Origin of the sequence: Inquilinus limosus DSM 16000 (assembly GCF_000423185.1) — a bacterium.
GTDB lineage: Bacteria > Pseudomonadota > Alphaproteobacteria > DSM-16000 > Inquilinaceae > Inquilinus > Inquilinus limosus.
This window is the reverse complement of record NZ_AUHM01000001.1, coordinates 330513-356371: the sequence shown is the minus strand read 5'-3', so window position 1 is coordinate 356371 and position 25859 is coordinate 330513. Positions and strand designations below refer to the sequence as shown.

At 70.9% G+C, this 25859-nt stretch carries 20 protein-coding genes; 8 read left to right on the top strand and 12 right to left on the bottom strand.

Translation table 11 applies throughout. The features are described 5' to 3' along the window. Positions 1-2 precede the first annotated feature (2 nt). Positions 3-1133, top strand: coding sequence for a siderophore-interacting protein (locus G537_RS0101720; protein ID WP_026868650.1), 1131 nt, complete (start codon positions 3-5; stop codon positions 1131-1133). A gap of 201 nt (positions 1134-1334) precedes the next feature. After that, positions 1335-2048: a DUF6683 family protein gene (locus G537_RS0101715; protein ID WP_026868649.1), complete on the top strand. Its 714-nt coding sequence runs from the start codon at positions 1335-1337 to the stop codon at positions 2046-2048. On the opposite strand, the gene G537_RS35900 is transcribed toward G537_RS0101715, so the two are convergent. Beyond that, positions 2045-3256: an MFS transporter gene (locus tag G537_RS35900; protein WP_211230257.1), complete on the bottom strand. Its 1212-nt coding sequence runs from the start codon at positions 3254-3256 to the stop codon at positions 2045-2047. The genes G537_RS0101715 and G537_RS35900 overlap by 4 nt on opposite strands. Continuing rightward, the gene (locus tag G537_RS0101705; protein WP_211230256.1) at positions 3235-4026 is read right to left on the bottom strand and encodes a GNAT family N-acetyltransferase; all 792 of its coding nucleotides are present in this window, start codon (positions 4024-4026) and stop codon (positions 3235-3237) included. Before G537_RS0101705 ends, G537_RS35900 begins: the two co-directional genes overlap by 22 nt. A 72-nt stretch (positions 4027-4098) precedes the next feature. Between G537_RS0101705 and G537_RS0101700 the strand changes: the two genes are divergently transcribed. Further along, entirely contained in the window at positions 4099-4983 is an 885-nt protein-coding gene (locus G537_RS0101700; protein ID WP_026868647.1) for a LysR family transcriptional regulator, read from the top strand. A gap of 66 nt (positions 4984-5049) precedes the next feature. On the opposite strand, the gene G537_RS0101695 is transcribed toward G537_RS0101700, so the two are convergent. Then, the gene (locus tag G537_RS0101695) at positions 5050-5550 is read right to left on the bottom strand and encodes an Hsp20/alpha crystallin family protein (protein ID WP_034850341.1); all 501 of its coding nucleotides are present in this window, start codon (positions 5548-5550) and stop codon (positions 5050-5052) included. A gap of 275 nt (positions 5551-5825) precedes the next feature. On the opposite strand from G537_RS0101695, the gene G537_RS0101690 reads away from it, so the two are divergent. Next, complete coding sequence (locus tag G537_RS0101690) at positions 5826-6743, top strand: LysR family transcriptional regulator (protein WP_026868645.1); 918 nt, start codon at positions 5826-5828, stop codon at positions 6741-6743. A 78-nt stretch (positions 6744-6821) separates the two neighbouring features. Here the strand turns inward: G537_RS0101690 and G537_RS35895 are convergent, their stop codons facing one another. The 7 genes from G537_RS35895 to G537_RS0101655 all read right to left on the bottom strand — a co-directional run bounded on the left by G537_RS35895 (position 6822) and on the right by G537_RS0101655 (position 15905). Then, a complete protein-coding gene (locus G537_RS35895) occupies positions 6822-8303 on the bottom strand; it encodes an MDR family MFS transporter (RefSeq protein WP_051247656.1) in 1482 nt (493 codons plus the stop codon). Between the two features lie 288 nt (positions 8304-8591). Then, positions 8592-9806, bottom strand: coding sequence for a cytochrome P450 (locus G537_RS0101680; RefSeq protein WP_026868644.1), 1215 nt, complete (start codon positions 9804-9806; stop codon positions 8592-8594). 11 nt (positions 9807-9817) lie between these two features. Further along, on the bottom strand, positions 9818-12421 hold the full coding sequence (locus tag G537_RS41805) for an AMP-binding protein (RefSeq protein ID WP_051247654.1): 2604 nt from the start codon (positions 12419-12421) through the stop codon (positions 9818-9820). After that, positions 12418-12669, bottom strand: coding sequence for an acyl carrier protein (locus G537_RS35885; RefSeq protein WP_051247653.1), 252 nt, complete (start codon positions 12667-12669; stop codon positions 12418-12420). The genes G537_RS41805 and G537_RS35885 overlap by 4 nt, the downstream gene beginning before the upstream one ends. Continuing rightward, positions 12666-13652, bottom strand: coding sequence for an acyl-CoA desaturase (locus G537_RS35880; RefSeq protein WP_064742053.1), 987 nt, complete (start codon positions 13650-13652; stop codon positions 12666-12668). Before G537_RS35880 ends, G537_RS35885 begins: the two co-directional genes overlap by 4 nt. Positions 13653-13890: 238 nt before the next feature. Beyond that, positions 13891-15180 (bottom strand): ATP-binding protein, encoded by a 1290-nt coding sequence (locus G537_RS0101660; RefSeq protein ID WP_026868643.1) that lies wholly within the window; start codon positions 15178-15180, stop codon positions 13891-13893. Continuing rightward, the gene (locus G537_RS0101655) at positions 15177-15905 is read right to left on the bottom strand and encodes a response regulator (protein WP_026868642.1); all 729 of its coding nucleotides are present in this window, start codon (positions 15903-15905) and stop codon (positions 15177-15179) included. The genes G537_RS0101660 and G537_RS0101655 overlap by 4 nt, the downstream gene beginning before the upstream one ends. 215 nt (positions 15906-16120) lie before the next feature. Between G537_RS0101655 and G537_RS41800 the strand changes: the two genes are divergently transcribed. From G537_RS41800 to G537_RS0101635, 4 genes are all read left to right on the top strand, one after another. Further along, positions 16121-16735, top strand: coding sequence for a Spy/CpxP family protein refolding chaperone (locus tag G537_RS41800; protein WP_051247652.1), 615 nt, complete (start codon positions 16121-16123; stop codon positions 16733-16735). Between the two features lie 84 nt (positions 16736-16819). Beyond that, complete coding sequence (locus G537_RS35870; RefSeq protein ID WP_245578867.1) at positions 16820-18346, top strand: efflux transporter outer membrane subunit; 1527 nt, start codon at positions 16820-16822, stop codon at positions 18344-18346. Positions 18347-18357: 11 nt separating this feature from the next. Next, complete coding sequence (locus G537_RS0101640) at positions 18358-19497, top strand: efflux RND transporter periplasmic adaptor subunit (RefSeq protein WP_211230255.1); 1140 nt, start codon at positions 18358-18360, stop codon at positions 19495-19497. A 10-nt stretch (positions 19498-19507) separates the two neighbouring features. Continuing rightward, positions 19508-22585, top strand: a complete 3078-nt coding sequence (locus tag G537_RS0101635) for an efflux RND transporter permease subunit (protein WP_026868640.1) — start codon at positions 19508-19510, stop codon at positions 22583-22585. 82 nt (positions 22586-22667) lie between these two features. Here the strand turns inward: G537_RS0101635 and G537_RS0101630 are convergent, their stop codons facing one another. Together G537_RS0101630 and G537_RS0101625 are read right to left on the bottom strand one after the other, a co-directional pair. Further along, entirely contained in the window at positions 22668-24605 is a 1938-nt protein-coding gene (locus G537_RS0101630; protein WP_026868639.1) for a calcium-binding protein, read from the bottom strand. Between the two features lie 304 nt (positions 24606-24909). Beyond that, entirely contained in the window at positions 24910-25818 is a 909-nt protein-coding gene (locus tag G537_RS0101625; protein ID WP_026868638.1) for a LysR family transcriptional regulator, read from the bottom strand. Positions 25819-25859 lie beyond the last annotated feature (41 nt).

Here is a 25859-nt window from a genome sequence, read left to right as displayed (position 1 = left end):
CATTGCCGACACGAACCTCCCCCGGGCGGCGCGTCTATCGTGCGACGGCGGTCGTCGCGTTCCCGAGACTGGCCGAGTTCCTCGACCCGATCCTGGACTCGATCGCCACGCACGACATGACGATCGTCGCTCGGGAGGACGGCCTCTACAAGGTGCGCGCCCCGTTCGGATGCGCGAGCCTCGAAGCCGGGCCCGGCACGCTGAGCCTGGCGGTGGAGACCACCGACCGCAGCGCGCTCAACCGGCTGAAACACGCTCTGGTCGGGCCGATCACCTTCATCGCCGCCAGCGAGAAGCCGGAAATCGTTTGGTCCGGAGACGAAACCGGGCCCGCCCTCCCGGACGATCTGCGTATCCTGCGCGTCACGCGCGTGGCGCAGCTGACGCCGCGGATGCTCCGCGTCTCCTTTCATGGCGACGACCTCGAGCGCTTCGATCGGCCGGACCAGCTCCATTGCAGGCTGATCTTTCAGCCGAAAGCCGTCACCTCGCCGGAATGGCCGGTGCTCGACGACCGCGGCCATGTGGTGTGGCCGGAGCGGCGGAGGCTTCCGACCCGGGTCTACACGATCCGCCGGATCGACGCTGCCGAGGGCGAGATCCAGATCGATTTCGCCCTTCACGACAAGCCCGGTCCCGCGACACGATGGGCCCTGGCGGCCGCGCCGGGTGACGTCGTCGGCATCCTCGGGCCGGCGGCCAATGGCGCAAGGCCGGCGGATTTCTACGTGCTCGCCGGCGACGAGACCGGCCTGCCGGGCATCGCCCGGATACTCGAACAGCTCGATCCCGGAGCCCGGGGTGTGGCCTTCCTGGAGATCGACAGTCCCGCCGAGGAGCAGCCGTTGCAGCATCCTCCGGGGATCGAGCTGCGCTGGCTTCATCGCCGCGGCGCTCCGGCCGGCACGACCTCCTTGCTGCCGGATGCCCTGCGGTCGGTCGAGTGGCCACCGGACCTCGGCCGCACGTTCTTCTGGGGCGGCTGCGAGCACAGGGCGTTCCGCGAGATCCATCGCTTCCTGCGGAAGGATGTGCAACTGCCGGCAGACCGACAGACGCTCTACTCGCACTGGCATCGGTCTCTCAGCGAGGAGGACATCATCGCCGTCGGCGCCGAAGCGTATCTGCCCTGATACGGCGGTCCGTCTTGCCGATGCTCTTTCTTCTTCCGAGTTCAGCCCCAGAGGCGCCAGCCGCGTCCGCTCGCCCGAGGTAGACTCGTTTTCGCGACCCCATCATCATCGGAACCACCGCGCGAGAAGCCGCGCCGCGCGATCAAACGTCATCCATCGAGAATATTCCTAGACCGCGATTCTTGGACCGGGAGATTTGCGATGTCCCTCAGAACGGTCGTGCCTGTCTGCATCGCGTTGCTCATTTCCGGCGCAGCCCATGCGCAGTATCAGATGATCAGCCCCATGCTGTTCGAGGGGCCGCGGATCAGCCTTCAGGACCATGCCGGCCGAAGCCTCTCCGCGCCGGCGGGCCGGTCTGCCGCGCAGCCCCGGCCCGGGCAGGAGGTCGACGCCGCGTCGTTCCGCTATCGCCCCGACCTTGCGCGGCGGCGCGCCAACCTCGCCCGGTTCGTCGACCGCAGCAGGGCCGCCGATCCCCAGGGCGCGGACAATCTCGCGGCGCTGTTCGCCCAGGGCGACCTGATCGAGCGCATGCGCCCGGAGCTGGCGAAATACGGCCTCGTCATCGACAACCTCGCCGATGCCTACACGGTCTGGTGGATCAGCGCCTGGCAGGCAAGCCAGGGGCGCACCGACGATGTCAGCGCCGCGACCGCCGCCGCGGTCCGCCGCCAGGTGGTGCAGTCGATGGCGTCGACGCCCGCGCTCAGGACCGCAGGCGACGCCGCCAAGCAGGAGATGGCGGAGGCGCTCCTCGTCCAAGGGGTGCTGCTGGCGGGCGCGCTCGAGCAGGCGAAGGGCGATCGCGAGCAGATGGCGGCGGTCAGTCGCGCCGCGGTCCAGGGGGCGCGCGGCATGGGGCTCGACCTCTCGGCGATGACGCTGACCGAGGCGGGCTTCGTTCCCGATTAGCCCAGGCGTCGGACGGCCCGGCCGGTGCGGAAGGTGGCGCTCAACCCCGCCGCGGCGGCCAGGGTGACGGCGGCCAGCGCGGCGGAGAGCCACAGCGCCGCGGCCTCGCCCGCCCATTCGATCAGCGCGGCATAGGCGATCGGCGCGGCGGCGGAGCACAGGAAGCCCGGCACCAGCAGCCGGCCGGCGATGGCGCCGTAGCGGCGCGGGTCGAACAGCACCAGGGGCAGCGTGCCGCGGGTGATGGTCAGGAGGCCGTTGCCGGCGCCGTAGAGGAAGGCGAAGGCGATCGCCGCCGCCGGCACCTGCCCGCCCCACAGCCCGGCCAGGAAGCAGACCGGCAGCACGGCCGACGCGCCCAGGGTCAGCGCCAGCGGCGACAGCCCGCCGCCGAACAGCACCTCGGCCAGACGCGCGCCGGACTGGCCGACGCCGCGCAGCGTCGCGATCCACACCGCGACCGGTGCCGCCAGGCCCAGCCCGGCCAGGATGCCGATCATATGCGCCGACATGCCGGCGTTCAGGATGTTGGTCAGGGTCACGATCAGGGCGTAGAGCGCGCCGGCGACCCAGTGCTCGCGCCGGCTTCCGGCCAGGGGGGCGGCCGCCGGCGCGGCATGCCGCGGTCGCGCGTTGTCGCTGCCGGAGGGCAGGGCGAGGTGCAGCGGCACCGTGAGCAGGGCGAAGCCGGCATAGGCGAAGACCGCGCCGCGCCAGCCGAAGGCGGAGGCCAGGCTTTCGCCGATCGGCCAGAACGCGGTCGACGCCAGGCCGCCCAGCAGGGTGATCTGCGCCATCGGCCGGCGCGCCTCCGGCCCGCCGATCCGCGCCAGCGCGGCGAAGGCGGCGTCGTAGAGGGTGCAGCGCATCGCCAGGCCCAGCACCAGCCAGGCGGCGTAATAGGGCAGCGGGTCGCGCGCCAGGGCCAGGCCGAAGCAGCCGAGGGCCGAGAGCACCGACCCCGCCGTCATCACCGCCCGGCCGCCCAGGCGGTCGATCAGCCGCCCGATCCGGGCGGAGGACAGCCCCATCATCAGCAGGGCGGCGGAGAAGCCGCCATGCACCAGGGTGTGGCTCCAGCCCGTCTCGGCGATGATCCGCGGGCCGAAGCCGCCGATCAGGTAGTAGGTGGTGCCCCAACTGATCAGCTGCGCCAGGCCGAGGCAGAAGACGGTGCCGCGGCGGATCACGCCCCACGGCCCGGCCATGGTCCCGGCAGAACGGCGTCGCCGGGGCCGAGCGCCCGCTGCATCAGCACGCTGTCGACCCAGCGGCCGAACTTGAAGCCGACCGACTGCAGCAGGCCGACCCGCTGGAAGCCGAGACGCTCGTGCAGCGTGATCGAGGCGGTGTTGCCGCTGTCGCCGATCACGGCGACCATCTGCCGCCAGGGGCCGGCCTCGCAGCGCTCGATCAGCGCGCCCAGGAGCGCCCGGCCGATGCCGCGGCCGGCCTGGCCGTCGGCGACATAGACCGAATCCTCGACCGTGTGGCGGTAGGCCGGGCGCGGCCGGTAGGCGCCGGCATAGGCGTAGCCGACCAGCCTTCCGTCGATCTCCGCCGCCAGATAGGGCAGGCCCTGGGCCAGCACCGCCGCCCGGCGCGCCGCCAGCTCGGCCACATCCGGCGGCGTCTCCTCGAAGCTGGCCAGGCCGTGCAGCACGTGGCGGGCGTAGATCGCCTGCACCGCCGGCAGGTCCGCCTCGGCCGCGTCGCGGACGGTGATCGGGGCGGGCGGGGAGGCGAGGTGACGGTCGGGCATGGTCGTTTCGGTCTCTCGGTCGGGGTCGGGGCGTCCGCGCAGCGCCTCGCCGCGGCTGATGCCGAGATCGGCGAGGCGCCGGTCGTCGAGCCCGCGCAGGATCTCGATCTGGCGCCGGCGCGACTGCGGCGAGGCGGCGAGGCGGCGAGCCAGTGCAGCATTTCCGACAGCAAAGGAACAGGGCGAAGCATCTGCGGCGGCCGTGGTGGCGGACACGGGCGAGATTGCAGCTTTGTGACGGATAAGGGAAATTTGGATATTCAATGCAGAGGATAAGGATTTCTTTGGATGCGCGGACTCAACCTCGACCAGCTCCGCACCTTCGCCGAGGTGGTCCGGGCCGGCAGCTTCTCGGGCGCCGCGGCCCGGCTGAACCTGACCCAGCCGGCCGTCAGCCTGCAGGTCCGGCAGCTCGAGACCCGGCTCGGTGTCCGGCTGGTGGAGCGGGTCGGCCGGCGGGCCACGCCGACCGCGGCGGGGCGCGAGCTGCTGGTCCATGCCGGGCGGATCGAGGCCGAGGTCGCGGCGGCGGCCGAGGCCATGGCCGCGCATGCCGGCGGCGCCGCCGGGCGGGTGCGGCTCGGCACCGGCGCCACCGCCTGCATCTATCTGCTGCCGCCGGTGCTGCGGGCGTTGCGCCGGCGGCTGCCCTCGCTGGAGATCGTGGTCAGCACCGGCAACACGGCGGGCATCCTGCGCCTGTTGGAGGAGAACGCGCTCGACCTCGGCCTCGTCACCCTGCCGGCGCCCGGCCGTGCCTTTTCCGTGACGCCGCTGATGGAGGAGGAGTTCGTCGCCGTCGCCCCGGCCGAGGCGGACGACCTGCCGCCGGCGGTGACGCCCGCGGCGTTGGCCGCCCGGCCGGTGGTGCTGTACGAGCCGGGCGGGCACACGCGGCGCATCGTCGACGACTGGTTCGCGCGGGCCGGGATCAGCCCGAAGCCGGTGATGGAGCTGGGCAGCGTCGAGGCGATCAAGGAGCTGGTCGGCGCCGGCCTGGGCTGCGCGGTCCTGCCCAGCATGGCGGTCGAGCAGGCGGCGGGGCTGGTCACCCATCCGCTGTCGCCGCGGCTGTACCGCCGGCTCGGCCTGGTGCTGCGCCGGGACAAACCGCTGTCGCGCGGCCTGCGCGAGACCGTCGCGGCGCTGCAGCAGGCGGCGGAGCGTGCATGACCTGGCCGCGCATGAAAAAGCGCCGGGACGGCGCGAACCGCCCCGGCGCTTCCGGCATTCGGCCGGTCAGGCCGCCTTCTTCTGGCCGCCGCCGTTGATCGCGATGCGGCGCGCCTTGCTCTGCGCGCGCTCGGTCTTCGGCAGGGTGACGGTCAGGACGCCGTTCCTGAACGACGCCTCGACCTTGTCCTCGTCGACCTCGTGGCCGATCGCGATCTGCCGCTCGAAGCGGCCATAGCTGCGCTCGCTGAAGTGGCGCTGCTTGTCCTCGACCTCGGACTTCTTCTCGCCGCGGATGGTCAGGATGCCGTCGGCCAGGGTGACCTCGACATCCTTCTCGTCCAGGCCGGGGATCTCGGCCGACACGGTCACCGCCTTGTCGGTCTCGGCCAGCTCCAGGTTCGGCCAGCCGGTGCCGCGGCCGAACAGCGAGGTCGAGCCGAAGCCGCGGAACGCCTCGTCGAACAGGCGGTTCATCTCGCGATGCAGCGACAGCAGCGGGCTGTCCTCGTCGCGATAGGGCATCGCCGAGCGGCTGCGGGCCCAGGGGATCAGATCACGCATCATTCGGTCCTCCTTCCATATCCTCGAAGTGAGCAACATGGGCTGAGGAAGGTCCGGGAGAGCCGGAGCTCCCTCAGGACCGCCGGTCCCCGGCAGGGCAGGCAACCGGCGCAACTTCCATGTGGGAAGCCGCGGGCGAATTTCAAGGAAAGAATCTTGCAATAACAATGGATTAGAGAGGAATGCTGCGGCGCCGCGCCGGTTCGCCGCGCTGCGCTGACCACCACCGCACCGCTCCGTCATTGACCCGAGGCGGCGGCTCGTGGAGCCTGCGCCCCATGGACATGCCCGGCGCCATGATCGTCTTCGCCCAGGTCGTCGACTGCCGCAGCTTCTCGGCCGCGGCGGCGCGGCTCGGCCTGTCGAAATCCGCGGTCAGCAAGCAGGTCGCGAAGCTCGAGGACCGCCTGGGCGCCCGGCTGCTGAACCGGACCACCCGCACCCTGAGCCCGACCGATGCCGGGCAGGACTTCTACGAGCGCTGCCTCCGTGTCGCCCGCGAGGTGGAGGAGGCGGAGCGGGCGATCACCCATCTCTCGGCCGAGCCGCGCGGCGTGCTGCGGCTGAACGCGCCCGCCAGCTTCGGCCGGGAATACGTCGCGCCGCTGGTGCCGGAAATGCTGGCGCGCTGGCCCGAGCTGCGGGTCGAGGCGATCTTCGAGGACCGTTTCGTCGACGTCGTGGCCGAAGGCTTCGACCTGGTGATCCGCATCACCCGGCTGCAGGATTCGAGCCTGGTGGCCCGCCGCCTCGCCCCCTGCCGCCGGCTGGTCTGCGCCGCGCCGGCCTATCTCGAGCGCCACGGCGTACCGCGGAATCCGGCCGACCTGACCCGTCACGACTGCGTCCTCTACAGCTACGCCACGGACCAGAACGAGTGGGAGTTCGTCGGCCCGGACGGCCGGCTGGAGACGGTGCGGGTCGACGGCAGGCTGCGCGCCAACAGCGCCGAGGTGACCCTGGCGGCGCTGCGGGCCGGCGCAGGGGTGGCGCTGTCGCCGGACTTCATCGTCGGCCCCGACATCGCCGCCGGGCGCCTGGTGCCGCTGCTCACGGATTACGAGAACCCGTTCGGCGCCATCTACGCGGTCTGGCCGCACAACCGCAACCTGGCGCCCAAGGTGCGCGCGGTGGTGGATTTCCTGGTCGAGCGCTTCGCCGTCCAGCCGATCTGGGAAAGACGGCCGGTTCCCTGATTCCCGGGCCTGCGCGTCCAAAGCCGTCATGACGAGCTCAGCCCCTTACGCCTATGGGGGCGTGGCGACCCGGCGATCCTAGCCAGCACCGCCGCCATCGCCGCCGCCATGGGTCTGGGTCCGCAGCGGCCGGTGCTCCACCCGCAGATAGGTCAGGAGGCTGAGGGCGAAGACCGCCGCCACCGCCGCGAACAGCACGGCGAAGGCGCGCGCCACGTCGCCGCGCTCGGCCTCGGTCAGCGGCCGGCGCACCAGCTCCTCCAGCCCGGAGACCGAGGCGACGGACGGGCTCCAGGCCACGATCAGGCCCAGCACCAGGGTCGTCCCCGCGGCCACCAGGACGGCGCCGCCCAGGGCGCGGGAGAAGCCGATGGCGCCGGTCACCGCGCCCAGGTCGCGCACCGGCGCCGCGTTCTGCGCCGCCACCATGCTGGCCGGGAAGATCGGCCCGACGCCGAGACCGACGATCATCAGGAGGCCGGAGGCGACGAGCGGCGTGGCATGGGTCGCCACCGCGGCCAGCGCCAGCACCGCCAGGATCGCGACCGGCAGCCCGATCACCGGCGGCCGGCGATAGGTGCCGGTGCGGGTGATGTAGCGGCCGGACAGCGAGGCGGTGACGGTGGTCGAGACCATCAGCGGGATCATCATCAGCCCGACCTCGCCGGTCCCGGCCCGCAGCGCCACCTGCAGATAGGTCGGCGCCAGCACCGCCAGCGCCAGATAGCCGCCGAAGGCCAGGAAGACCGACAGCAGCACCGGCCCGACCACGGCGTCGCCCAGGAAGCGCGGCGGCAGCACCGGCTCCTCCACCCGCGCCTGGCGGCGGAAGAACAGCCAGCTTCCGGCGATCGCGACCGCCGCCGTGGCGATGACCGGCGGCGAGGCCCAGGGGAACGCCGTGCCGCCCCAGGACAGGCCCAGCAGCAGGGCCACGGTGCCGAGCGAGAGCAGGCCGACCGAGGTGAAGTCGATCCGCGACCGCACCCGCGGCACCGGCAGCTTGCGCAGCGACCGTTCGACGATGGCGAGCGCCACGAGGCCGAGCGGCAGGTTGATCCAGAAGATCCAGGGCCAGCCGGCATATTGCGTCAGGGCGCCGCCCAGCGTCGGGCCGATCAGGGCGGAGCCGGCCCAGACCGTGGCGAAATAGGCGGCGTAGCGGCCGCGCTCGCGCGGCGCCACCACGTCGGCGATCACGGTCTGGGCCAGGGTCAGCAGCCCGCCGCCGCCCAGCCCCTGCAGCGCCCGGGCGGCGATCAGCATGGTCATGGAGGAGGAGAGGGCGCACAGCGCCGAGGCGATCAGGAACACCACCAGGCACGCCAGCAGCATCAGCCGGCGGCCGTACAGGTCGCTGAGCTTGCCGAGGATCGGCGTGGCGCAGGTCGAGGTCAGCAGATAGGAGGTGACGACCCAGGAGATCAGCTCGAAATCGCCGAGCTCGCGCCCGATCGACGGCAGCGCGGTGGCGACGATGGTCTGGTCCAGCGCCGACAGGAACAGCGCCAGCAGGGCGCCGAGCACGATGGTGTGGATCTCGGACTGGCTCAGATTCATTGTTGCCGCTTCCTCCCGCCCCGCGCGAGTCGGGGCGCGCCATCCTAGCGGCTCGGGGAGGCGGGGAGGGCGGCGAAGGACCGGGATCAGCCTTGCGGATCGGGCGCTGCGTTGCTGCGCAGTGCGTGGCGACGACTTATACCTATGGCCCGAAACATTGACCCGTCATGGCAAGCCCCGAAGGGGCGTGGCCATCCATATGTGGACGGCCCCCTGGATGGCCACGGCGCTTCGCGCCTCGCCATGACGGGGAAGGGACCGAAGAGTCGATCTCAAAGGCCACTGGCATTACGCAACGTCGAACTCGATCGGGACGCTCTCGAAGCCGAAGACGACCGAGCAGTCCGGGGCGAGGCGCAGCTGGTCATGCCGCACCCGGTAGCCCGGAAGCGTCTCGAGGAGCAGCTGGAGGCACACGGCGATCTCCATGCGTGCGAGGTGCATGCCGAGGCATTTATGGATCCCCGCGCCGAAGCTGAGATGCGGATTGGGATGGCGGCGGAAATCGACCTCGAAGGGGGTGGGAAACCTGGCGCCGTCGAGATTGCCGGCGGCCCAGGACACGAGAACCTTGTCGCCTTTCCGCAGCTCGACGCCGTTGAGCGTGGTGTCCGCGGTCACCGTGCGGGCCATGCAGGGCTGTGCCGCCAGGACCCGCAGGAACTCCTCGACGGCGCCCGGGATCAGCGTCGGCTCGTCGAGCAGACGGCGGCGCTGGTCGGGATTCTCGTCGAGATAGACGACCGCGGTGCCGATCGAGGCCTGGGCCGTTTCCGATCCGGCGCTGAGCAGGGTCGCAACGATGGAGCCGAGCTCTTCGTCGGTGAGGGGCCGCCCCTGGAACTCCCTGACCAGGAGATCCGCCAGGAGCGTCCCCGGAACGGGCTCCCTCCGGAACCGCCGGACATCTGCGGCGATGCGCTGGGACAGAGCATAGAGCTGCCGATAGGCGACATCCGGCGGCACCAGACGAAAGACGAGATCGTGATAGGGAACCGCGTATTCGGCCCAGAGCCCCGGGTCGAAGCCGATGATCGTCAGGATGATCGAAGCGGTGACCGGCCGGGCCAGGTCGGCGATGACGTCGAGCCGGCCAAGGTGCCGTTTCTCGTCGATCCGACGCAGCGCTATCGCGCGCACCGTGTCGCGGAGATCCGCGACCGCCTTGGGCGAGAAATGCGGGTTGAGGAGGCGCCTGTACTCCGTCGCCTCCGGCGGGTCGTAGTGGAACGGGATCAGGCTGGGGGCGCGATGCTCCGGGATCTCGAAGCCGCGCCGGGACGAGAACACCGCCGGGTTGCGCACGACCTCCATGATGTCGTCGTAGCGGGTGACGACATGGAAGCCGCCGTGGCTGTCGGAACGGAAGACCGGGCACGTCTCGTGCGACTGCCGCGCCATGGTCTGCAGCTCGCGCGTGCAGTCCGGCGCGTGATGGTCGTAGGTCCGGAAGAAGCTCTCGGGCAGGTCCTCGGACGAGAGCGGCTTCATGTATTTCAGCATGCCCGTCACCCCTATGCCGGCGTTCCCGACGCATCGCCTCGTGCGGCGGTGCCGTCGCGGCTCGCCTTCAGCAGCGCCAATTGATGCGTCACCTGCGCCAGGATCGCGTCCTGCTGCTGGTAGAAGAAGTTGTGCGGGCCATCGACCATCTGCAGCGTGAAGGGCCCGGTGCTGGCCTCGATCCACGGCACGAGATCCTCGATCGGCACCCACCAGTCCTCGCGGCCGCCGATGACCGTGATCGGACAATCGAGCGGCGGTCCCTCCGCGAACGCCATCGTCTCGTCGACTTCGGCCGATGCGCGGAGCAGATGCAGCGTCCGTCGCAGGGCGTCGGGCTTGTCGAGGATCGCGGATGGAAGCTGCATCAGCCGAAGGCTGAAATCCAGGAACGCCTGGTCGTCGAGCCGGTGGGTCGGGACCGCCGGGCGCGGACGCCGGGACGGCGCGTGCTTCGCCGCGACGATCAGGCTGGCCGGCCCCGGAAGGCCCTTGCGCCGCAGATGGCGGGCGACGGCATAGGCCAGATGTGCCCCCAGGCAGAAGCCGAAGAAGGCGAAGGGGATTCCGGCCTGTTTCGGCGCGAGATCCTCGAACAGTTCGAGGAGAGGGGCGATCCGCCGGATCGGCTCCTCGGTGAGACGGGATTCCCAGCCCGGCAGCAGGATCGGGCAGACCTCGACATCCTCGCCGAAATGCCGGAACCAGCGGGCATAGGCGCTGGCGCTGCCGCCGCCATAGGGAAAGCAGAACAGCCGCAGGGCGGGGCCGGGATGGGGCGCCCGGCGCAGGAGCCAGGGCGTCTCGGGCAGCGCCGTGCCGGTACCGGTCGCCGCGATGCCGGGCTGCCAGCGATGGAGCAGGCTGAGCCGGCCCTCGGCATAGGCGCGCTGGCACTGGCCGCGCGCCAGCTTGCCGCTGGTGGTCCGCGGCAGCAGGCCGGGCCGGACCAGGGCCAGCGCCGCCAGCGGCACGTCATGGGCCGCCGCGACCGCCCGCCGGATCGCGGCGCTGATCTCCCCGAAATCCGCCGAGGTCCCGCGGCGCTCGATCTCGGCCACCATGGCGGCGCCCTCCGTCCCCGCCAGGGGAACGGGGAAGGCGGCGGCCTGGACGACGGCCGGATGGCTCGCCTGGGCGGTCCACTCCAGATCCTGCGGCGCGATGTTGCGGCCGGCGATGATGATCAGGTCCTTGGTCCGGCCGCTGATGAACAGCTCGCCCTCCTGGAGGAAGCCGAGGTCCCCCGTGCGCAGGAAGGCTCTGCCGGGCGCCTGGGGCAGGGTGGCGGCGAAGGTCTCGCGCGTCGCCTCGTCCCGGCCCCAATAGCCGGAGGCGATCCCGGGGCCGCTGGCCCAGATCTCGCCGACCCGCCCCTCCGGCACCTCCCGCCCGCGGTCGTCGACGATGCGGATCTCCGTCCCGCGGCACGGAACGCCGCAGCCCACCAGGCGGCGCGGGGCCGAGGCCGCGGCGGGGTCGTGCAGCCGGGCCAGGCCCCGCTCCAGCGCGGCGGCATCGAAATCCCCGACGCGCGCACCCAGACCCGGTGGGCCGCCGCTGAGAAACAGCGTCGCCTCCGCCATGCCGTAGCAGGGATAGAAGCTCGATGCGCGGAAGCCGTTCGCGGCGAAGGTCTCGCTGAACCGGCCCAGCGCCTCGGCCCGGACGGGTTCGGCGCCGCAGAAGGCGATGCGCCAGCAGGACAGGTCCAGGCCGCTCCGCAGCTCCTCGGGCACCCGCTCGACGCAGTGCTGGTAGGCGAAGCTGGGCCCGCCGCAGATCATCTCGCCGTAGCGGCGGCCGTAATGGTGGATGGCCCGCAGCCAGCGGATCGGATGCTGCAGGAAGCTCAGGGGCGACATCAGGGCGACCGGATAGCCGGTGTAGATCGGCGTCAGGATTCCGCCGATCAGCCCCATGTCGTGATAATGCGGCAGCCAGCTGACACCCGCGGCCCGGGCATCGATCTCGAACGCGGCACAGATCTGCTCGAGATTGGCCAGGAGGCTGCTCTGGCGCACCATCACGCCCTTCGGGGCGCCCGTGGTGCCCGAGGTGTACTGCAGGAAGGCCAGCGGATCCCGGTCCGGATGCGTGTCCAGGAAGGCGCGGCCGTCCGTCTCCGCCAGGCTCTCGCTGTCCAGCACGGTCAGACGCGAGTCTTCCGGCGGGGAGGCGCGGGCGATCTGGGCGCCGGTGACGAGAAGAAGGCGTGCGCCGGCGTCCTTGGCAACGGCCGCCATTCGCGCCGGATCGCGGGCCTGGGACGGTGCGAGCGGGACCGCGGCCAGGCCGGCGTAGAGGCAGCCGAAGAACGCCTCGACGAAGGCCAGGCCGGGATCGTGGGCCAGGAGGATCCTGTCGCCGGGCTCGGCCCGCTCCAGCAGCCGGGCGGCGATGGCCCCGGCGCGGCGGTCGAGCCGGCCATAGCTGAGGAATTCGGGTCGCTCCCGCCCGTCGGGGTAGCTGAGGAACAGGGCCGCGGTGGCGTCCGGCGTCGTCCGCGCCCGTTCCCGCAGGACGTGCTGGAGCCCTCGGGCGCCGTCCGCAGGCGGGGCGATGAAGGATGTCCGGCGCTCCGTGCCCGTCCTCCCGCTGTCCGGCGGCGTCACGTTTCCTGCCCCAGGCGCTGCGCCAGCCGGCGGATGGTCGGGAATTCCCACAGCAGCGCCGGGTCGATCGGGCGGGCGAGATGCTTCTCCAGATCGGCCGTGAGGGTCATGGCCTGGCTCGAGGAGACGCCGAGATAGACCAGCTGCTCGTCGACATCGATGCTGCCGGCGGGGACCTTCAGGAGCCTCGCGACATAGTCGACCAGCCATCGCTGGATCGAATCCATCGTCTCGGTGACGTCCGTCATCGCTGCATCTCCTCCTTGACCTCCGACGATCGGCCGTGGCGCCGATGCTCCATCTGCTCCGGCCTGGGAAGCCTGATGTCGGTGGTGAGGCCGAACCGGGAGAGCAGCCGGATCGCGAGCCAGCTCGGGTCGATCTCCCACCGGCCGAGCCCGTGCCGCGCCGAGGCCGGGAAGGCGTGATGGTTGTTGTGCCAGCCCTCGCCGAGCGTGATCAGCGCCACGAGGGCGTTGTTCCGGCTCTCGTCCCGCGTCGTGAAGCTCTTCCGTCCCGCGACATGGCCGAGCGAATTGACGCTCCAGGTCGCGTGCTGGACCAGGAAGATGCGGACCAGGCCGCCCCAGAGCAGTCCCGGCCCCGCGGCGACGGCGGTCCCGTGCCAGATCCCGGAGATCGCGGCGGGAAGGGCCAGGCCGAGCCCGACCCAGGCGAGATACCAGCGGTTGACGAAGAAGGCCGTCCGGTCGCGCAGCAGGTCGGGAATCTGGCCCCAGCCCGTGGCCTCGCGCGGCACGAGCATCCAGCCGACATGGGCATGCAGCAGGCCGCGCATCCGGGAGAGCCGGGCTTCACCCTTCCGGTGCGGCGAATGCGGGTCGTCGGCCCGATCGCTGCCGGTGTGGTGCCGGCGATGGGCGGCGGCCCAGAAGAAGAGCGGTCCCTGCGCGGCCATCGAGCCGAGGATGCCGAGCACCAGCCGGATCGCCGGCGGCGCCGCGAAGGCGTGGTGGGTGAAGAGCCGGTGGAAGCCGACGGTGATGCCGAGGCCGGTGATCAGATAGAGAGCGAGCGTCACCCCGATCTCCAGCAGCGTGGGCGGCGCGATGCCGGACAGCAGCAGGCCCAACGCCGAACAGGCTCCCAGAGCCGGGATGGCGACGGTGACCCAGGCGACCGGCCGCTCGCTTCGGACAAGGGCGAGACGTGCCCGAGCCGCGAAGCTCTGCGGCTCGGGGGCGGCGCTCACCGTCTGCGGCTCGGTCATTCCATTCCCCCGGGGCTCTGGAACGGCGGCATTGTGTGTCGGAGCGGCACGCCAGGCCTCGAACGCTCCCGGCGCCGCCCGCACCGATGATAGGAATTAAGGCATAAGCCGCGTCGGGCATCAATGAAAAGCAGATGAAGATAAAATGGGAATCTCAATAAAATTTTTCTTATTACTTATCACAAGCTTATCAGAATTCGATGATCAGCAATATGGATCTGATCGTGACATATTCGGATCAAGCCTCCTCCCGCGGCAGCGTCACGATCTGGGTCAGGCCGCCTCCGGTGCGGTTGGCGATCTCGATCCGGCCGCCGCTGCGGTCGATGATCTCCTTGGCGATGGCGAGGCCCAGCCCGGCGCCCGGCACGGTCTGGCGCCGGGCCGGGTCGACCCGGAAGAACGGCTCGAACACCTGGGCCAGCAGCTCCGCCGGGATGCCCGGGCCGCGGTCGGTGATGGTGATGCGGGCCTCGCCTTCGCCCTCGCCCCCAGACGCGTCAAATACCGCGTCCAGCGCCACCTCGGCCCCCTGGCCATGGGTGGCGGCGTTGATCACCAGGTTGCGCAGTGCCCGCTTCAGCGCCAGCGGCCCGGCCTTGACCGAGGCCGGCGCCGTCCGCAGCAGCGTCACCGGCAGGCCCTGCTCGGCCAGCTCGGCGCAGACGGTCTCGACCAGCCGGTCGAGCCGCACGGGCTCGGCATCGCCGCCCTCGACCTCCTCACGCACCAGCCGGATGGCGCTGTCGGCGATGCGGTCGAGCTCGTCGAGGTCGCGCAGCCAGGCGTCGCGCTCCTCCTCCGGGAGGAACTCGGCGCGCAGCCGCATCCGGGTCATCGGCGTGCGCAGGTCGTGCCCGGCGGCGGCGACCAGGCGCATCCGGCTCTCCATCGCCGCGCCCAGCCGGGCCGACAGGCGGTTCAGCGTCCGCGCCGTGGTCTTCATCTCGGCCGATCCGGTCTCCGGCAGCTCGGGCAGCGTGCCGTCCGGGCCGATCCGGGCGATGGTGCCTTCCAGCAGGGCCAGGGGCCGGACCACCCGGTCGGCGGCGACCGCGGCGATGCCGATCGCCCCCAGCACCAGCAGCAGCATCCAGCCGGCGAAGGCCAGCGGCACGCCCTGCGGGATCGGCAGGTCGGGCATCGGCAGCCACAGCCAGCGCTTTGGGTCGATCTGCACCGACAGGATCGCCCGTCCGTCCTGGGCACCGTGGGTCACCTGCACCGGCAGGGCAGGGCCCGTGGCGCGCATGGCGTCCTGCAGCAGCTCGCTCCCGCGCGGATCCGGCTCGCCGGGCGCGCGCGTCGGATGCAGCTCGAAATCGGCCGCCCGCCCGGGGTTGTCGGCCGGCCCGATGCCGTTCTCGACCAGGTCGGCGATCAACTGGATCTGCCGGGCGAAGGGTTCGACGGTGCGGGACGGCGAGGGCTCGCGCAGCAGCAGCAGGGCGACGAAGCTGGCGATGCCGACAACCGCGACGATGGCGACCGCCAGCAGCAGGATGATGCGGGCGCGCAGCGTGTTCATGCCGGCCCTCCCATCTGCTCGACCGGAACGGCGAGCTGGTAGCCGCCGTTGCGCACCGTCTTGAACAGCTGGAACCGGCCGCCGTCGCCCAGCTTGCGGCGCAGCCGACTGACCAGCACGTCGATCGACCGGTCCAGCGGCTCCGCCTCGCGGCCCTGGGTCAGGTCCAGCAGCTGGTCGCGCGACAGGATCCGGCCCGGCCGCTCCAGGAAGGCCAGCAGCAGTTCGAACTCGGCGCCGGTCAGGATCACCTCCTCGCCGGCCTCGTCGACGATGCGCCGGGTGGCGGGATCGGCGGTGAAGCCGGCGAAGCGGTAGCGGCCGGGCGGCGGCGCTTCCTCCGGCAGGGTCGTCGCGGCCCGGCGCAGCACGGCACGGATCCGCGCCACCAGCTCGCGCGGGTTGAACGGCTTGCCGAGATAGTCGTCGGCGCCGATCTCGAGGCCGATGATGCGGTCGACATCCTCCTTCAGCGCGGTCAGGAGGATCACCGGCAGATGCGGCTTGCGTCGGCTCAGCTCGCGGCAGATCTCGAGGCCGGAGCCGTCGGGCAGCATGACGTCGAGCACCAGGAGGTCGATCCGGCCCGCCGCCAGCCGCTCCTCGCATTCGCGCCGGTCGGCGGCCAGGCTGACGCGGAAGTTCTGGCCGTCGAGATAACGGCCGAGCAGACGACGGATCTCGGGATCGTCGTCGACGACAAGGATATGGGGAGACGTCTGCATCGATGGCGCGGTTTTCGAGTTTGTTGCCTGGGGTTTTACGGCGCGGATGACGGGGCGCGACGGATTTTCTGCAACGGAGTATTGCCGATCGCCGGCCGGCAATGTTGGGAAACCAATTTCCTCCGGCGGTTCACGTTCGGCAACAGGCGGACGAAAGGCAGAAACACGCCGCGCCTAGCTTCGCCGCGTCACAGCAACCACGAGCGAGGCTCTCGATGAGGTCCACTGTCGCCATCATCGGTGTCGCGACGGCCGGTGTCATCGGCCTGACCCTCGGCACGGTGGCGAGCCCGGGCGGCGTCGCCCTGGCCGATCCCGGCAACGCCAATGCGATCCACGGCCCGGCGCCGAACGCCATGCCGCCGGGCCTCGGCGGCATGGGCGGCCCCGGTCCGGATCGGCCCGGCCCCGGCTGGCACCGCCGGCCGGATTTCCAGATGAAGCTGGCGCGCGACCTGGCGGGGCTCGAGACCCTGATCGGCATCCGTGCCGACCAGCTCGACGCCTGGCGCGACTACACCAGCGCCCTCCTGGCCGTCTTGGAGCCGCCGATGCCGCCCCGGCCTTCCGCCGACGGCCCGGGCAAGGCCCCCGAGGCGTTCGACCGGGCCGAGCACCTGGCCGACTCCGCCATCGCCCGCGCCCAGGCGGCGGAGAGGCTGAAATCGGCGATCGAGACCCTGCGCGGCAAGCTGACGCCGGAGCAGATCGCCCTGCTGCAGCAGGCCGAGCGGCGCATGGGACCGCCGCCGCGCCCCCTCCCTGGTCCCGGTCCGCAGGACCAGCGCTTCGAGCCTGAGGCCGAGCGCCCGGCGCCCGACGCCGGCTGACGGACCGGTCGGGCCGGCCCGGTTCTCCCCCCACGCCCGGGCCGGCCCGATGGTTTTCTCTCCTCCCCAACACTGCCGGTCATCGTGAAGAACCATCTGCTGCGGGGCATCGCGCCGCTGCCCGCCCTGACCACGGCTGCCCTGATCCTGGCGGGCTGCGCGGTCGGCCCCGACTTCAAGCGTCCGGACGCGCCCGGCGTCGGCCAGTACACGCCCGGAACGCCGCTGGCGCAGACCGCCTCGGCCGATGTCTCCGGCGGGGCGGCGCAGACCATCCGCAACGGCCGCGACATCCCGGGCGACTGGTGGCGGGTGTTCCGCTCCGACACGCTGAACCGGCTGGTGGCCGAGGCGCTGAAGGCCAATCTCGACATCCAGTCGGCCCAGGCCGCGCTGCGCCAGGCGCAGGAGAATGTGGCGGCCGGGCAGGGTGGGCTGTTCCCGACTGTCAGCGCCTCCGGCTCCGGCACGCGGGAGCAGAGCAACACCACCGTCTCGACCGCGACCGGCGGGTCCCGGACCGTGACCTCGGTCTACAACCTCTACAACGCGTCGGTCGACGTGTCCTACGACCTCGACGTGTTCGGCGGCACCCGGCGCAACATCGAATCGCTGCAGGCCACGGCCGACTACCAGCGCTTCCAGCTCGAGGCCAGCACCCTCACCATCGCCAGCAACGTGGTGACGGCGGCGATCCAGGAAGCGTCGCTCAGGGCCCAGATCGCGGCGACCGAGGAGATCATCCGGACCGAGCGCGCCTATCTCGCCATCCTGCAGCAGCAATTCGCGCTCGGCGGCGTCTCGCAGGCCGACGTGGCGGCGCAGCAGGCCACGGTGGCGCAGGACGAGGCGCTGCTGCCGCCGCTGCAGAAGCAGCTGGCGCAGCAGCGCAACCAGCTGGCCGTCTATCTCGGCCGCTTCCCCAGCGAGATCTCCGGCGACGATTTCGAGCTGACCTCGCTGACCCTGCCGGCCGACCTGCCGCTCAGCCTGCCATCGAAGCTGGTCGAGCAGCGGCCGGACATCCGCTCCTCCGAGGCGCAGCTGCACGCGGCCAGCGCCAAGATTGGCGTCGCCGTCGCCAACATGCTGCCGCAGATCACGCTCAGCGCCAGCTACGGCAGCGGCGCCAACAGCTTCGGCGACCTGTTCTCGCCCGGCACCGTGGCCTGGAACCTGGCCGGCAAGATCGTGCAGACGATCTTCGACGGTGGCACGCTGCTGCACGACAAGCGTGCCGCCGAGGCCGGCTTCGACCAGGCGGCGGCGCAGTACCGCGGCACCGTGCTGTCGGCGTTCCAGGACGTGGCCGACGCGCTGCACGCCATCCAGTACGACGCCGACACGCTGAAGGCGCAGCTGGCGGCGGAGCGGGCGGCCCAGCGCAGCCTCGACATCGCGCGCAGCCAGTACCAGGCCGGCGCCACCACCTACACCACGGTCCTGACCGCCCAGACCAACCTGCTGAACGCCCGGCTCAGCCGCATCCAGGCGCAGGCGGCGCGGCTCAGCGACACCGCGGCGCTGTACCAGGCGCTCGGCGGCGGCTGGTGGAACCGCACCGACGTGGTCGCGGCGAAGTTCCAGCCGACCCCCAGCCTGCCCGACTGACGGACGACATCATGGCCAAGAGCAGAACGGCTTCGCTGATCATCCGCATGGTGGTCATGCTGATCGCGATCGGCGCGATCCTGGGCGGGATCTTCGGATTCCAGGCCTTCAAGAGCCGGATGATCGCGCAGGCGATCGCCGCCCGCAGCAACCCGCCCCAGACCGTCTCGACCACCACCGCGACGGCGAGCGAATGGCAGGAGCGGCTGGAGGCGGTGGGCAGCTTCCGGGCGGTGAACGGCGCCTCGCTGTCCTCCGAGGTCTCGGGCATCGTCGAGGCCATCAGCTTCCAGGACGGCCAGGAGGTCGCGGCCGGCACGCCGCTGCTGCAGCTCCGCGCCGAGGAGGACCTGGCGACGCTGCGGCAGTACCAGGCGGCGGCGGAGAACGCGCAGGTCACCTATGACCGCGACCTGCGCCAGCTCAGGGCCCAGGGCGTCAGCCAGGCCACGGTCGACAGCGACCTCGCCACGCTGAAGCAGGCGCAGGCCCAGGTGGCGGCGCAGCAGGCGCTGATCGACAAGAAGACGGTCAGGGCGCCCTTCGCCGGTCGGCTCGGCGTGCGCCAGGTCGATCTCGGCCAGTATCTCTCTGCTGGCACTGAAATCGTCACCCTGCAGTCGCAGGACCCGATCCTGTTCGACTTCACCCTGCCGCAGCAGGCGCTGGCCAGGCTCAAGGTCGGGCAGCCGGTGACGGCGACGGTCGACGCGTATCCCGACCGCAGCTTCGACGGGACGATCACCGCGATCAGCCCGCTGGTCGACAGCACCACCCGCAGCCTGACGGTCCGGGCCAGCTTCGCCAACCCGGACCGTATGCTGGCGCCGGGCATGTTCGCCAAGGCCGCGGTCGCGGTCGGGCAGCCGCAGCGCTACGTCACCCTGCCGGCGACGGCGATCGTCTCCAACCCCTATGGCGACATCGCCTATGTCGTCTCCGGCACCGCGCCGAACCAGACCGTGCAGCAGATCTTCGTCACCACCGCCGGCACCCGCGGCGACCAGGTCGCGGTGGCCAAGGGGGTGGAGGAGGGCGCCACCGTCGTCACCTCCGGCCAGCTCAAGCTGCAGAACGGCTCGCCGATCGTGATCAACAATGCAGTGACCCCGCCGAACGACCCGAACCCGTCCGTCGCGGATCCGAGCTGAGGGCGGCGCCATGAATGTCACCGACATCTTCATCCGCCGCCCGGTGCTGGCGCTGGTGGTCAGCGCCCTGATCGTGGTCATCGGCTGGCAGTCCTACCGCTCGCTGACGGTGCGGCAGTATCCGAAGACCGAGAACGCGGTCGTGACCGTGACCACGACCTATTACGGCGCCGACCCGGACGTGGTCGCCGGCTTCATCACCACGCCGCTGGAGAATGCCATCGCCCAGGCGAACGGCATCGACTACATGACCTCGACCTCGACCAGCGGCACCTCGACCATCACCGTCAACCTGCGGCTGAACTACAGCGCCGACGCCGCGGTGACCGAGATCAACACCAAGGTCAACTCGGTCCTGAACCAGCTGCCCTCGGGCGCGCAGCAGCCGACCATCACGCTCTCGGTCGGCCAGACCATCGACGCCATGTACATCGGCTTCTACTCGGACGTGCTGGCGGCGAACCAGATCACCGACTACCTGACCCGCGTGGTCCAGCCCAAGCTGCAGGCGGTGCAGGGGGTGCAGACGGCGGAGCTGCTGGGCCCGAAGGTGTTCGCGCTCCGGGTCTGGCTCGACCCCGACAAGCTGGCCGGCTACGGCCTCACGGCCACCGACGTCTACACAGCGCTCAGCAACAACAACTACATCTCCGGCATCGGCACCACCAAGGGCACGATGACCCAGGTCACGCTCACCGCCTCGACCGATCTGCACGACGTCGAGCAGTTCAAGAACCTGGTGGTGAAGCAGTCGGGCGGCGCCGTGATCCGGCTGAAGGACCTCGGCCAGGTCGTGCTCGGCGCCCAGGATTACGAGAGCCGGTCCACGGTCGACGGCAACACCGGCGTCTTCATCGGCATCCAGGTGGCGCCGACGGCCAACCTGCTCGACGTCGTCGCCGGCGTGAAGGCGGCCCTGCCGGGGATCGAGGCGCAGCTGCCGAACGGGCTGCACGCCACCGTGATCTATGATTCCAGCGCCTTCGTCACCAGCTCGATCGAGGAGGTGGTGGCCAGCCTGGTCGAGGCGCTGGCGATCGTGGTGCTGGTGGTCTTCGCCTTCCTCGGCTCGCCTCGCTCGGTCTTCATCCCGGTGGTGGCGATCCCGCTGTCGCTGGTCGGCACCTTCGCGATGATGCTGGTCTTCGGCTTCTCCATCAACCTCTTGACCTTGCTGGCGCTGGTGCTGGCGATCGGCCTGGTGGTGGACGACGCCATCATCGTGGTCGAGAACGTCAACCGGCATATCGAGGAGGGGGCGATGCCGCTGCAGGCGGCGATCGACGCGGCGCGCGAGCTGGTCGGGCCGATCATCGCCATGACGGTGGTGCTGGTCGCGGTCTATGTCCCCATCGGCTTCCAGGGCGGGCTGACCGGCGCGCTGTTCACCGAATTCGCCTTCACCCTGGTCGGCGCCGTCACCGTCTCGATGATCGTGGCGCTGACCCTGACGCCGATGATGTGCTCGCGCATCCTCAAGGCCCATCTCGCCGACCGCAGCGGCTGGGAGGAGCGGCTGTCGGACTTCATCGACCGCTGCTTCGAGAGCATCCGGCGGCCCTATCAGCGCCTGCTGCACGGCAGCCTGAACACGGTGCCGGTGACGCTGGTCTTCGCCGCCATCGTCCTCGGCAGCATCTATTTCCTCTACGCCGAAGCCCAGTCCGAGCTGGCGCCGAACGAGGACCAGGGCGCGGTGCTGGTCTCGACCACCAACCCGCCGCAGGCGACGCTGGCGCAGAAGGCCTCCAGCTCCGACCAGGTGGCCCAGGCGATGCGGGCCTATCCCGAGACCGACCACACCCTCGGCATCGATTCCGCCGCCACCTCGATCGCCGTCCAGGTGCTGAAGCCCTGGGACCAGCGCGAGCGCACCGCGGACACCCTGCAGGCGCTGCTGCAGCAGGACATCGCCAGGATCGCCGCGGCCCAGAGCGTGGCCTTCCAGCCGGCGCCGCTGCCGGGCAGCAACGGCCTGCCGATCCAGTTCGCGATCGGCACCACCGGCGGCTTCCGGGAGCTGAACGACGTCGCCAACGCTTTCCAGCAGGCGGCGCAGAAGACCGGCCTGTTCGTGTTCCTGACCCGCGACCTGCAGATCGACAAACCGCAGGCCGAGATCAGGATCGACCGCGACAAGGCGGCCCAGCTGGGCCTGACCATGAGCGACGTCGGCAACGCGTTGGCCGCCATCCTCGGCGGCGGCTACGTCAACTATTTCAGCATCGACGGCCGGTCCTACCAGGTGATCCCGCAGGTGCAGCAGCGCTCGCGCCTGACCACCGACCAGATCCTGGATTACCCGGTCACGGCGGTGGACGGCACCCAGATCCCGCTCTCGTCCATCGCCACGATCGAGCGGGAGGCAGCGCCGCGTTCGATCTCGCATTTCCAGCAGCTCAACTCCGCCACCATCTCCGGCGTGCCGGCGCCGGGCGTCTCGACCGGCCAGGCGCTGCAGGCGCTGAACGAGCTGGCGGCGAAGACGCTGCCGCCGGGCTACACCGTCGACTATGGCGGCCAGTCGCGCCAGGCGGTGCAGGAATCGAGCGGCTTGGTGCAGATGTTCGCGCTGGCGTTGGTCATCATCTTCCTGGCGCTGTCGGCCCAGTTCAACAGCTTCCGCGACCCGTTGATCATCCTGGTCTCGGTGCCGATGTCGATCGCCGGCGCGCTGGCCTTCATCAGCGTCGGCGTCGGCGGCGCCACCATGAACATCTACACTCAGGTCGGCCTGGTCACGCTGATGGGGCTGATCAGCAAGCACGGCATCCTGATCGTCGAGGTCGCCAACAGCCTGCAGAAGGCGGGCCGCAGCAAGCGCGAGGCGATCGAAGGCGCCGCCTCGATCCGCCTGCGCCCGATCCTGATGACCACCGGGGCGATGGTGCTGGGCGTGGTGCCGCTGATCCTGGCGACGGGCGCCGGCGCGGTGTCGCGCTTCAACATGGGGCTGGTGATCGCCAGCGGCCTGACCATCGGCACGATCTTCACCCTGTTCGTCGTGCCGGCGGTCTACATGGTCCTCGCCGCCGACCACCATGCCGAGGGCGCGGCCGATGTGGCGCCGAAGCCGACGGAGGCGTGACCCGTCAATCAGGCGGGGCGCCGAACGCGAAGCGAGGACGCTCACTGCCGGGCGTCCTCGCATGGGCCCGTGACAGCCCGCGTCAGAGCATGAAGTCGGTGGCCTGGAGCGCGATGCGGCCAGTCAGGACCAGGTGAAAGTCCGATACGCCGTCGCCGTTGATGTCGCCGCCGATGACCGTGTCGTTACCCGAGATGACGAAGCGCAGCTCGCCGGCGACCCGGTGATAGGCCGCGGTGCCGATGAACTTGAAGGACTGGTTGCCGGCTGCGGCGGTGCTGGCGTCGATCGCCGAGAGATCGATACGGTCAGCCTGGGCATGGGAGAAGTCGGTGATCCGATCGGCATTGGCCCCGACCGCGCTGTGGCTGACCGCCGAGACCACGAAGCGGTCGGCGCCGGCCAGCCCGCTCAGCACGTCCTTGCCGGCCCAGCCGTTCAGCACATTGGCCAAGCCATTGCCCGCGATGGTGTCGGCGCCGAGCGAGCCGTTGACGTTCTCGATCCCGGCATAGGTGTCGCCCTGGGCGGCACCGCCCGCGCCCCGCGCCGTGCTGAGGTTGACGGTGACGCCGAGACTGCCGTCGGTGTAGGTGATCGCGTCGACGCCGGAGCCGCCGTCCAGCCGGTCGGCCCCGGCGCCGCCGCGGAGCGTGTCGTTGCCGTTCAGCCCGGTCAGGGTGTTGGCGGCCGCGTCGCCGATCAGGCTATCGCTGCCTTGCCCGCCCGAGACGTTCTCGATGCCGGTGAAGGTATCGCCCTGGGCGCCGCCGGCTCCGATCCGCGTCGCCAGATTGACCGTCACCCCGCCTTCGTCCTCGCTGTAGGTCACCGTGTCGATGCCGCCGCCGCCGTCCAGGCGGTCGGCCCCGTCGCCACCACGCAGCACGTCGCTGCCGCCGCCACCGTGGAGCGTGTCGTTGCCGAATCCGCCGTCCAGCGAGTCGCCGCCGGCTTCGTCGCCGGTGGCGCTGGCCCCGAACAGCGTGTCGTCGCCGTCGCCGCCCGAGAGCGTATCGGCGCCGGAGTCACCCGACAGCACGTCGGCGTCGTCTCCGCCCTCGAGCCTGTCGTTGCCGAGGCCGCCGGAGAGGGTGTCGTCGCCGTCGTCGCCGAAGATCTGGTCCACGCCGGAATCGCCGCGGGCCCGGTCGTCGCCGAAACCGGAGACGATCCGGTCGTCTTCTGAGCCGCCGATCAGCACATCGTCCCCGTCGCTCCCATCCAGGAAATCATTGCCGGCGCCGCCGTCCAGATGATCGGCGATGTCGGGGTTGATCAGCACGGAGAAGCCGCCGATCAGGATATCGTTTCCGCCATGGCCGAGGATGGTGTCGGCGCCTCGGAACCCGACAAGCCGGTTGCCGACGTCCGACCCGACCAGGGTGTCGTTGTTGCCGGTGCCCTCGACATTCTCGATGCCGGACAAGGTGTCGCCCTCGGCATCGCCGCCCCGGCCGATGCCGGTGCGCAGATCGACTTCGACGCCGAGGTCGCCGAAGTAGATGGCGGTGTCGGCGCCGCTGCCGCCGATCAGCCGGTCAGCCCCGACCCCGCCGTCGAGCTTGTCGTTGCCGCCGCCGCCGTCGAGCGTGTCGTTGCCGTCCAACCCGTTCAGTTCGTCACCGCCTTCGAAGCCCCACAGGATATTGGCCGCTTCCGAGCCGGTCAGCCGGTCGGCGAAGGCGGCGGAGCCGCGGATGTTCTCGACGTCGAAGCCGACCGTGTCGAAATCCGCCTCGCCGCCGCTGCCTCCGCCGATTGCGCCGATCCTGATGATGACGCCCGTCGTGCTGGCGGAATAGTCGGCCGTGTCGATGCCGTTGCCACCATTCAGCGTGTCGGCGCCGGCGCCGCCGCGCAGCAGATCGTTGCCGTCACCGCCGTTCAGGATGTCGTCGCCGCCGGCACCGGACAGCGTATCGTTGGCGCGGAGGCCATTGATCGTGTCGCTGCCCGATGTGCCAGTCAGCATGTCATTGACCGGAATGCCGGCCCTGTCGCCATTGATGATCGCCATGGAATACTCCTTGATTCCTTCCGGGGAGGTGGCTGGCCGCAGATCTCCGCGGGGTACGGCCACTCCGTGAAGCGTCGAGATCCGGCCAGCCCGCTGCGATCCGGTTGTGCAGCGCGATCCCCGCAGGGAGGCGCTGCCGCGGCCGAACGTTCTGTCGTCTCGGGCCGGGACAGTGTCTCGGACCGGCGTGGGCACCTCAACCCCCCAGGAAACGGGGGACGATGGCGTAGCCCCCGCGATAAGACAGGGAATACGGATGCGGGTCTCTGGAAGGAGAGCCAAATCCAGGCCGAGAGCCGCGCCTTCACCCCGCCGCCAGCATCGCCGGCAGCCGCGCCGCCAGCGCGTCGATGGCGGCGCGGGTCTTCGACGGCAGGTATCGGCCCTGCGGCCACAGCGCGTGGACGTCGAAGGTGAAGCCGGGCCGGTCCGGGAAGAGGCGGACCAGCCGGCCGTCGCGCAGCCGGTCGGCGATCAGCCAGCAGGGCAGCCAGGTGACGCCGGCGCCGGCCTCCGCCGCGTCGGCGATCGCCTCCAGGTCGTCGAAGCGGACCGGCCCGTCCACCGCCAGGTCGCGCAGCCGGCCGTCCGGCTCCGGGAAGCGCCAGGGCGTCAGCCTTCCGGCCCGGCCGTAGACCAGAAGCGCGTGGCCGGGCAGATCCTCCAGGGTGCGCGGCGTGCCGTGCCGTTCCAGATAGGCGGGCGCGGCGCAGATGGCCGCGGTGATGCGCCCGACCGGCCGCGCCGCGAGCCCGGCGACATCCGGCAGCGGGCCGACGCGGACCGCGAGGTCGAAGCCGTCCTCCACCAGGTCCGCCGGACGGTCGGTGAACGACATCTCCAGCCGCAGCACCGGGTGCCGGCGGACGAGGTCGAGCAGCACCGGCGCGACGCAGCGGCGGCCGACGAGCACGGGCGCCGTCACCTTCAGCCGTCCGGACGGGGCCGACCGGCCGCCGTCGAGATCGGCCTCCGCCGCCTCCAGCTCGGCGAGGATCCGGCGGCAGCGCTCGTAGAAGGCCTGGCCCGCCTCGGTCAGGCTCTGGCTGCGGGTGGTGCGGTGGAACAGCCGCGTGCCCAGCCGGGCCTCCAGCCGGGCGATGCCCTTGCCGACGGCCGAGCGGGACAGGCCGATGCGGTCGCCGGCCAGAGCGAAGCTGCCGGCCTCCGCGACCTGGACGAACAGGCTGATGCCGTCGAGCCGGTCGATCATGGCGCCCGATTGGTTCTCATGGTTCTACAGTAACGGGAAAA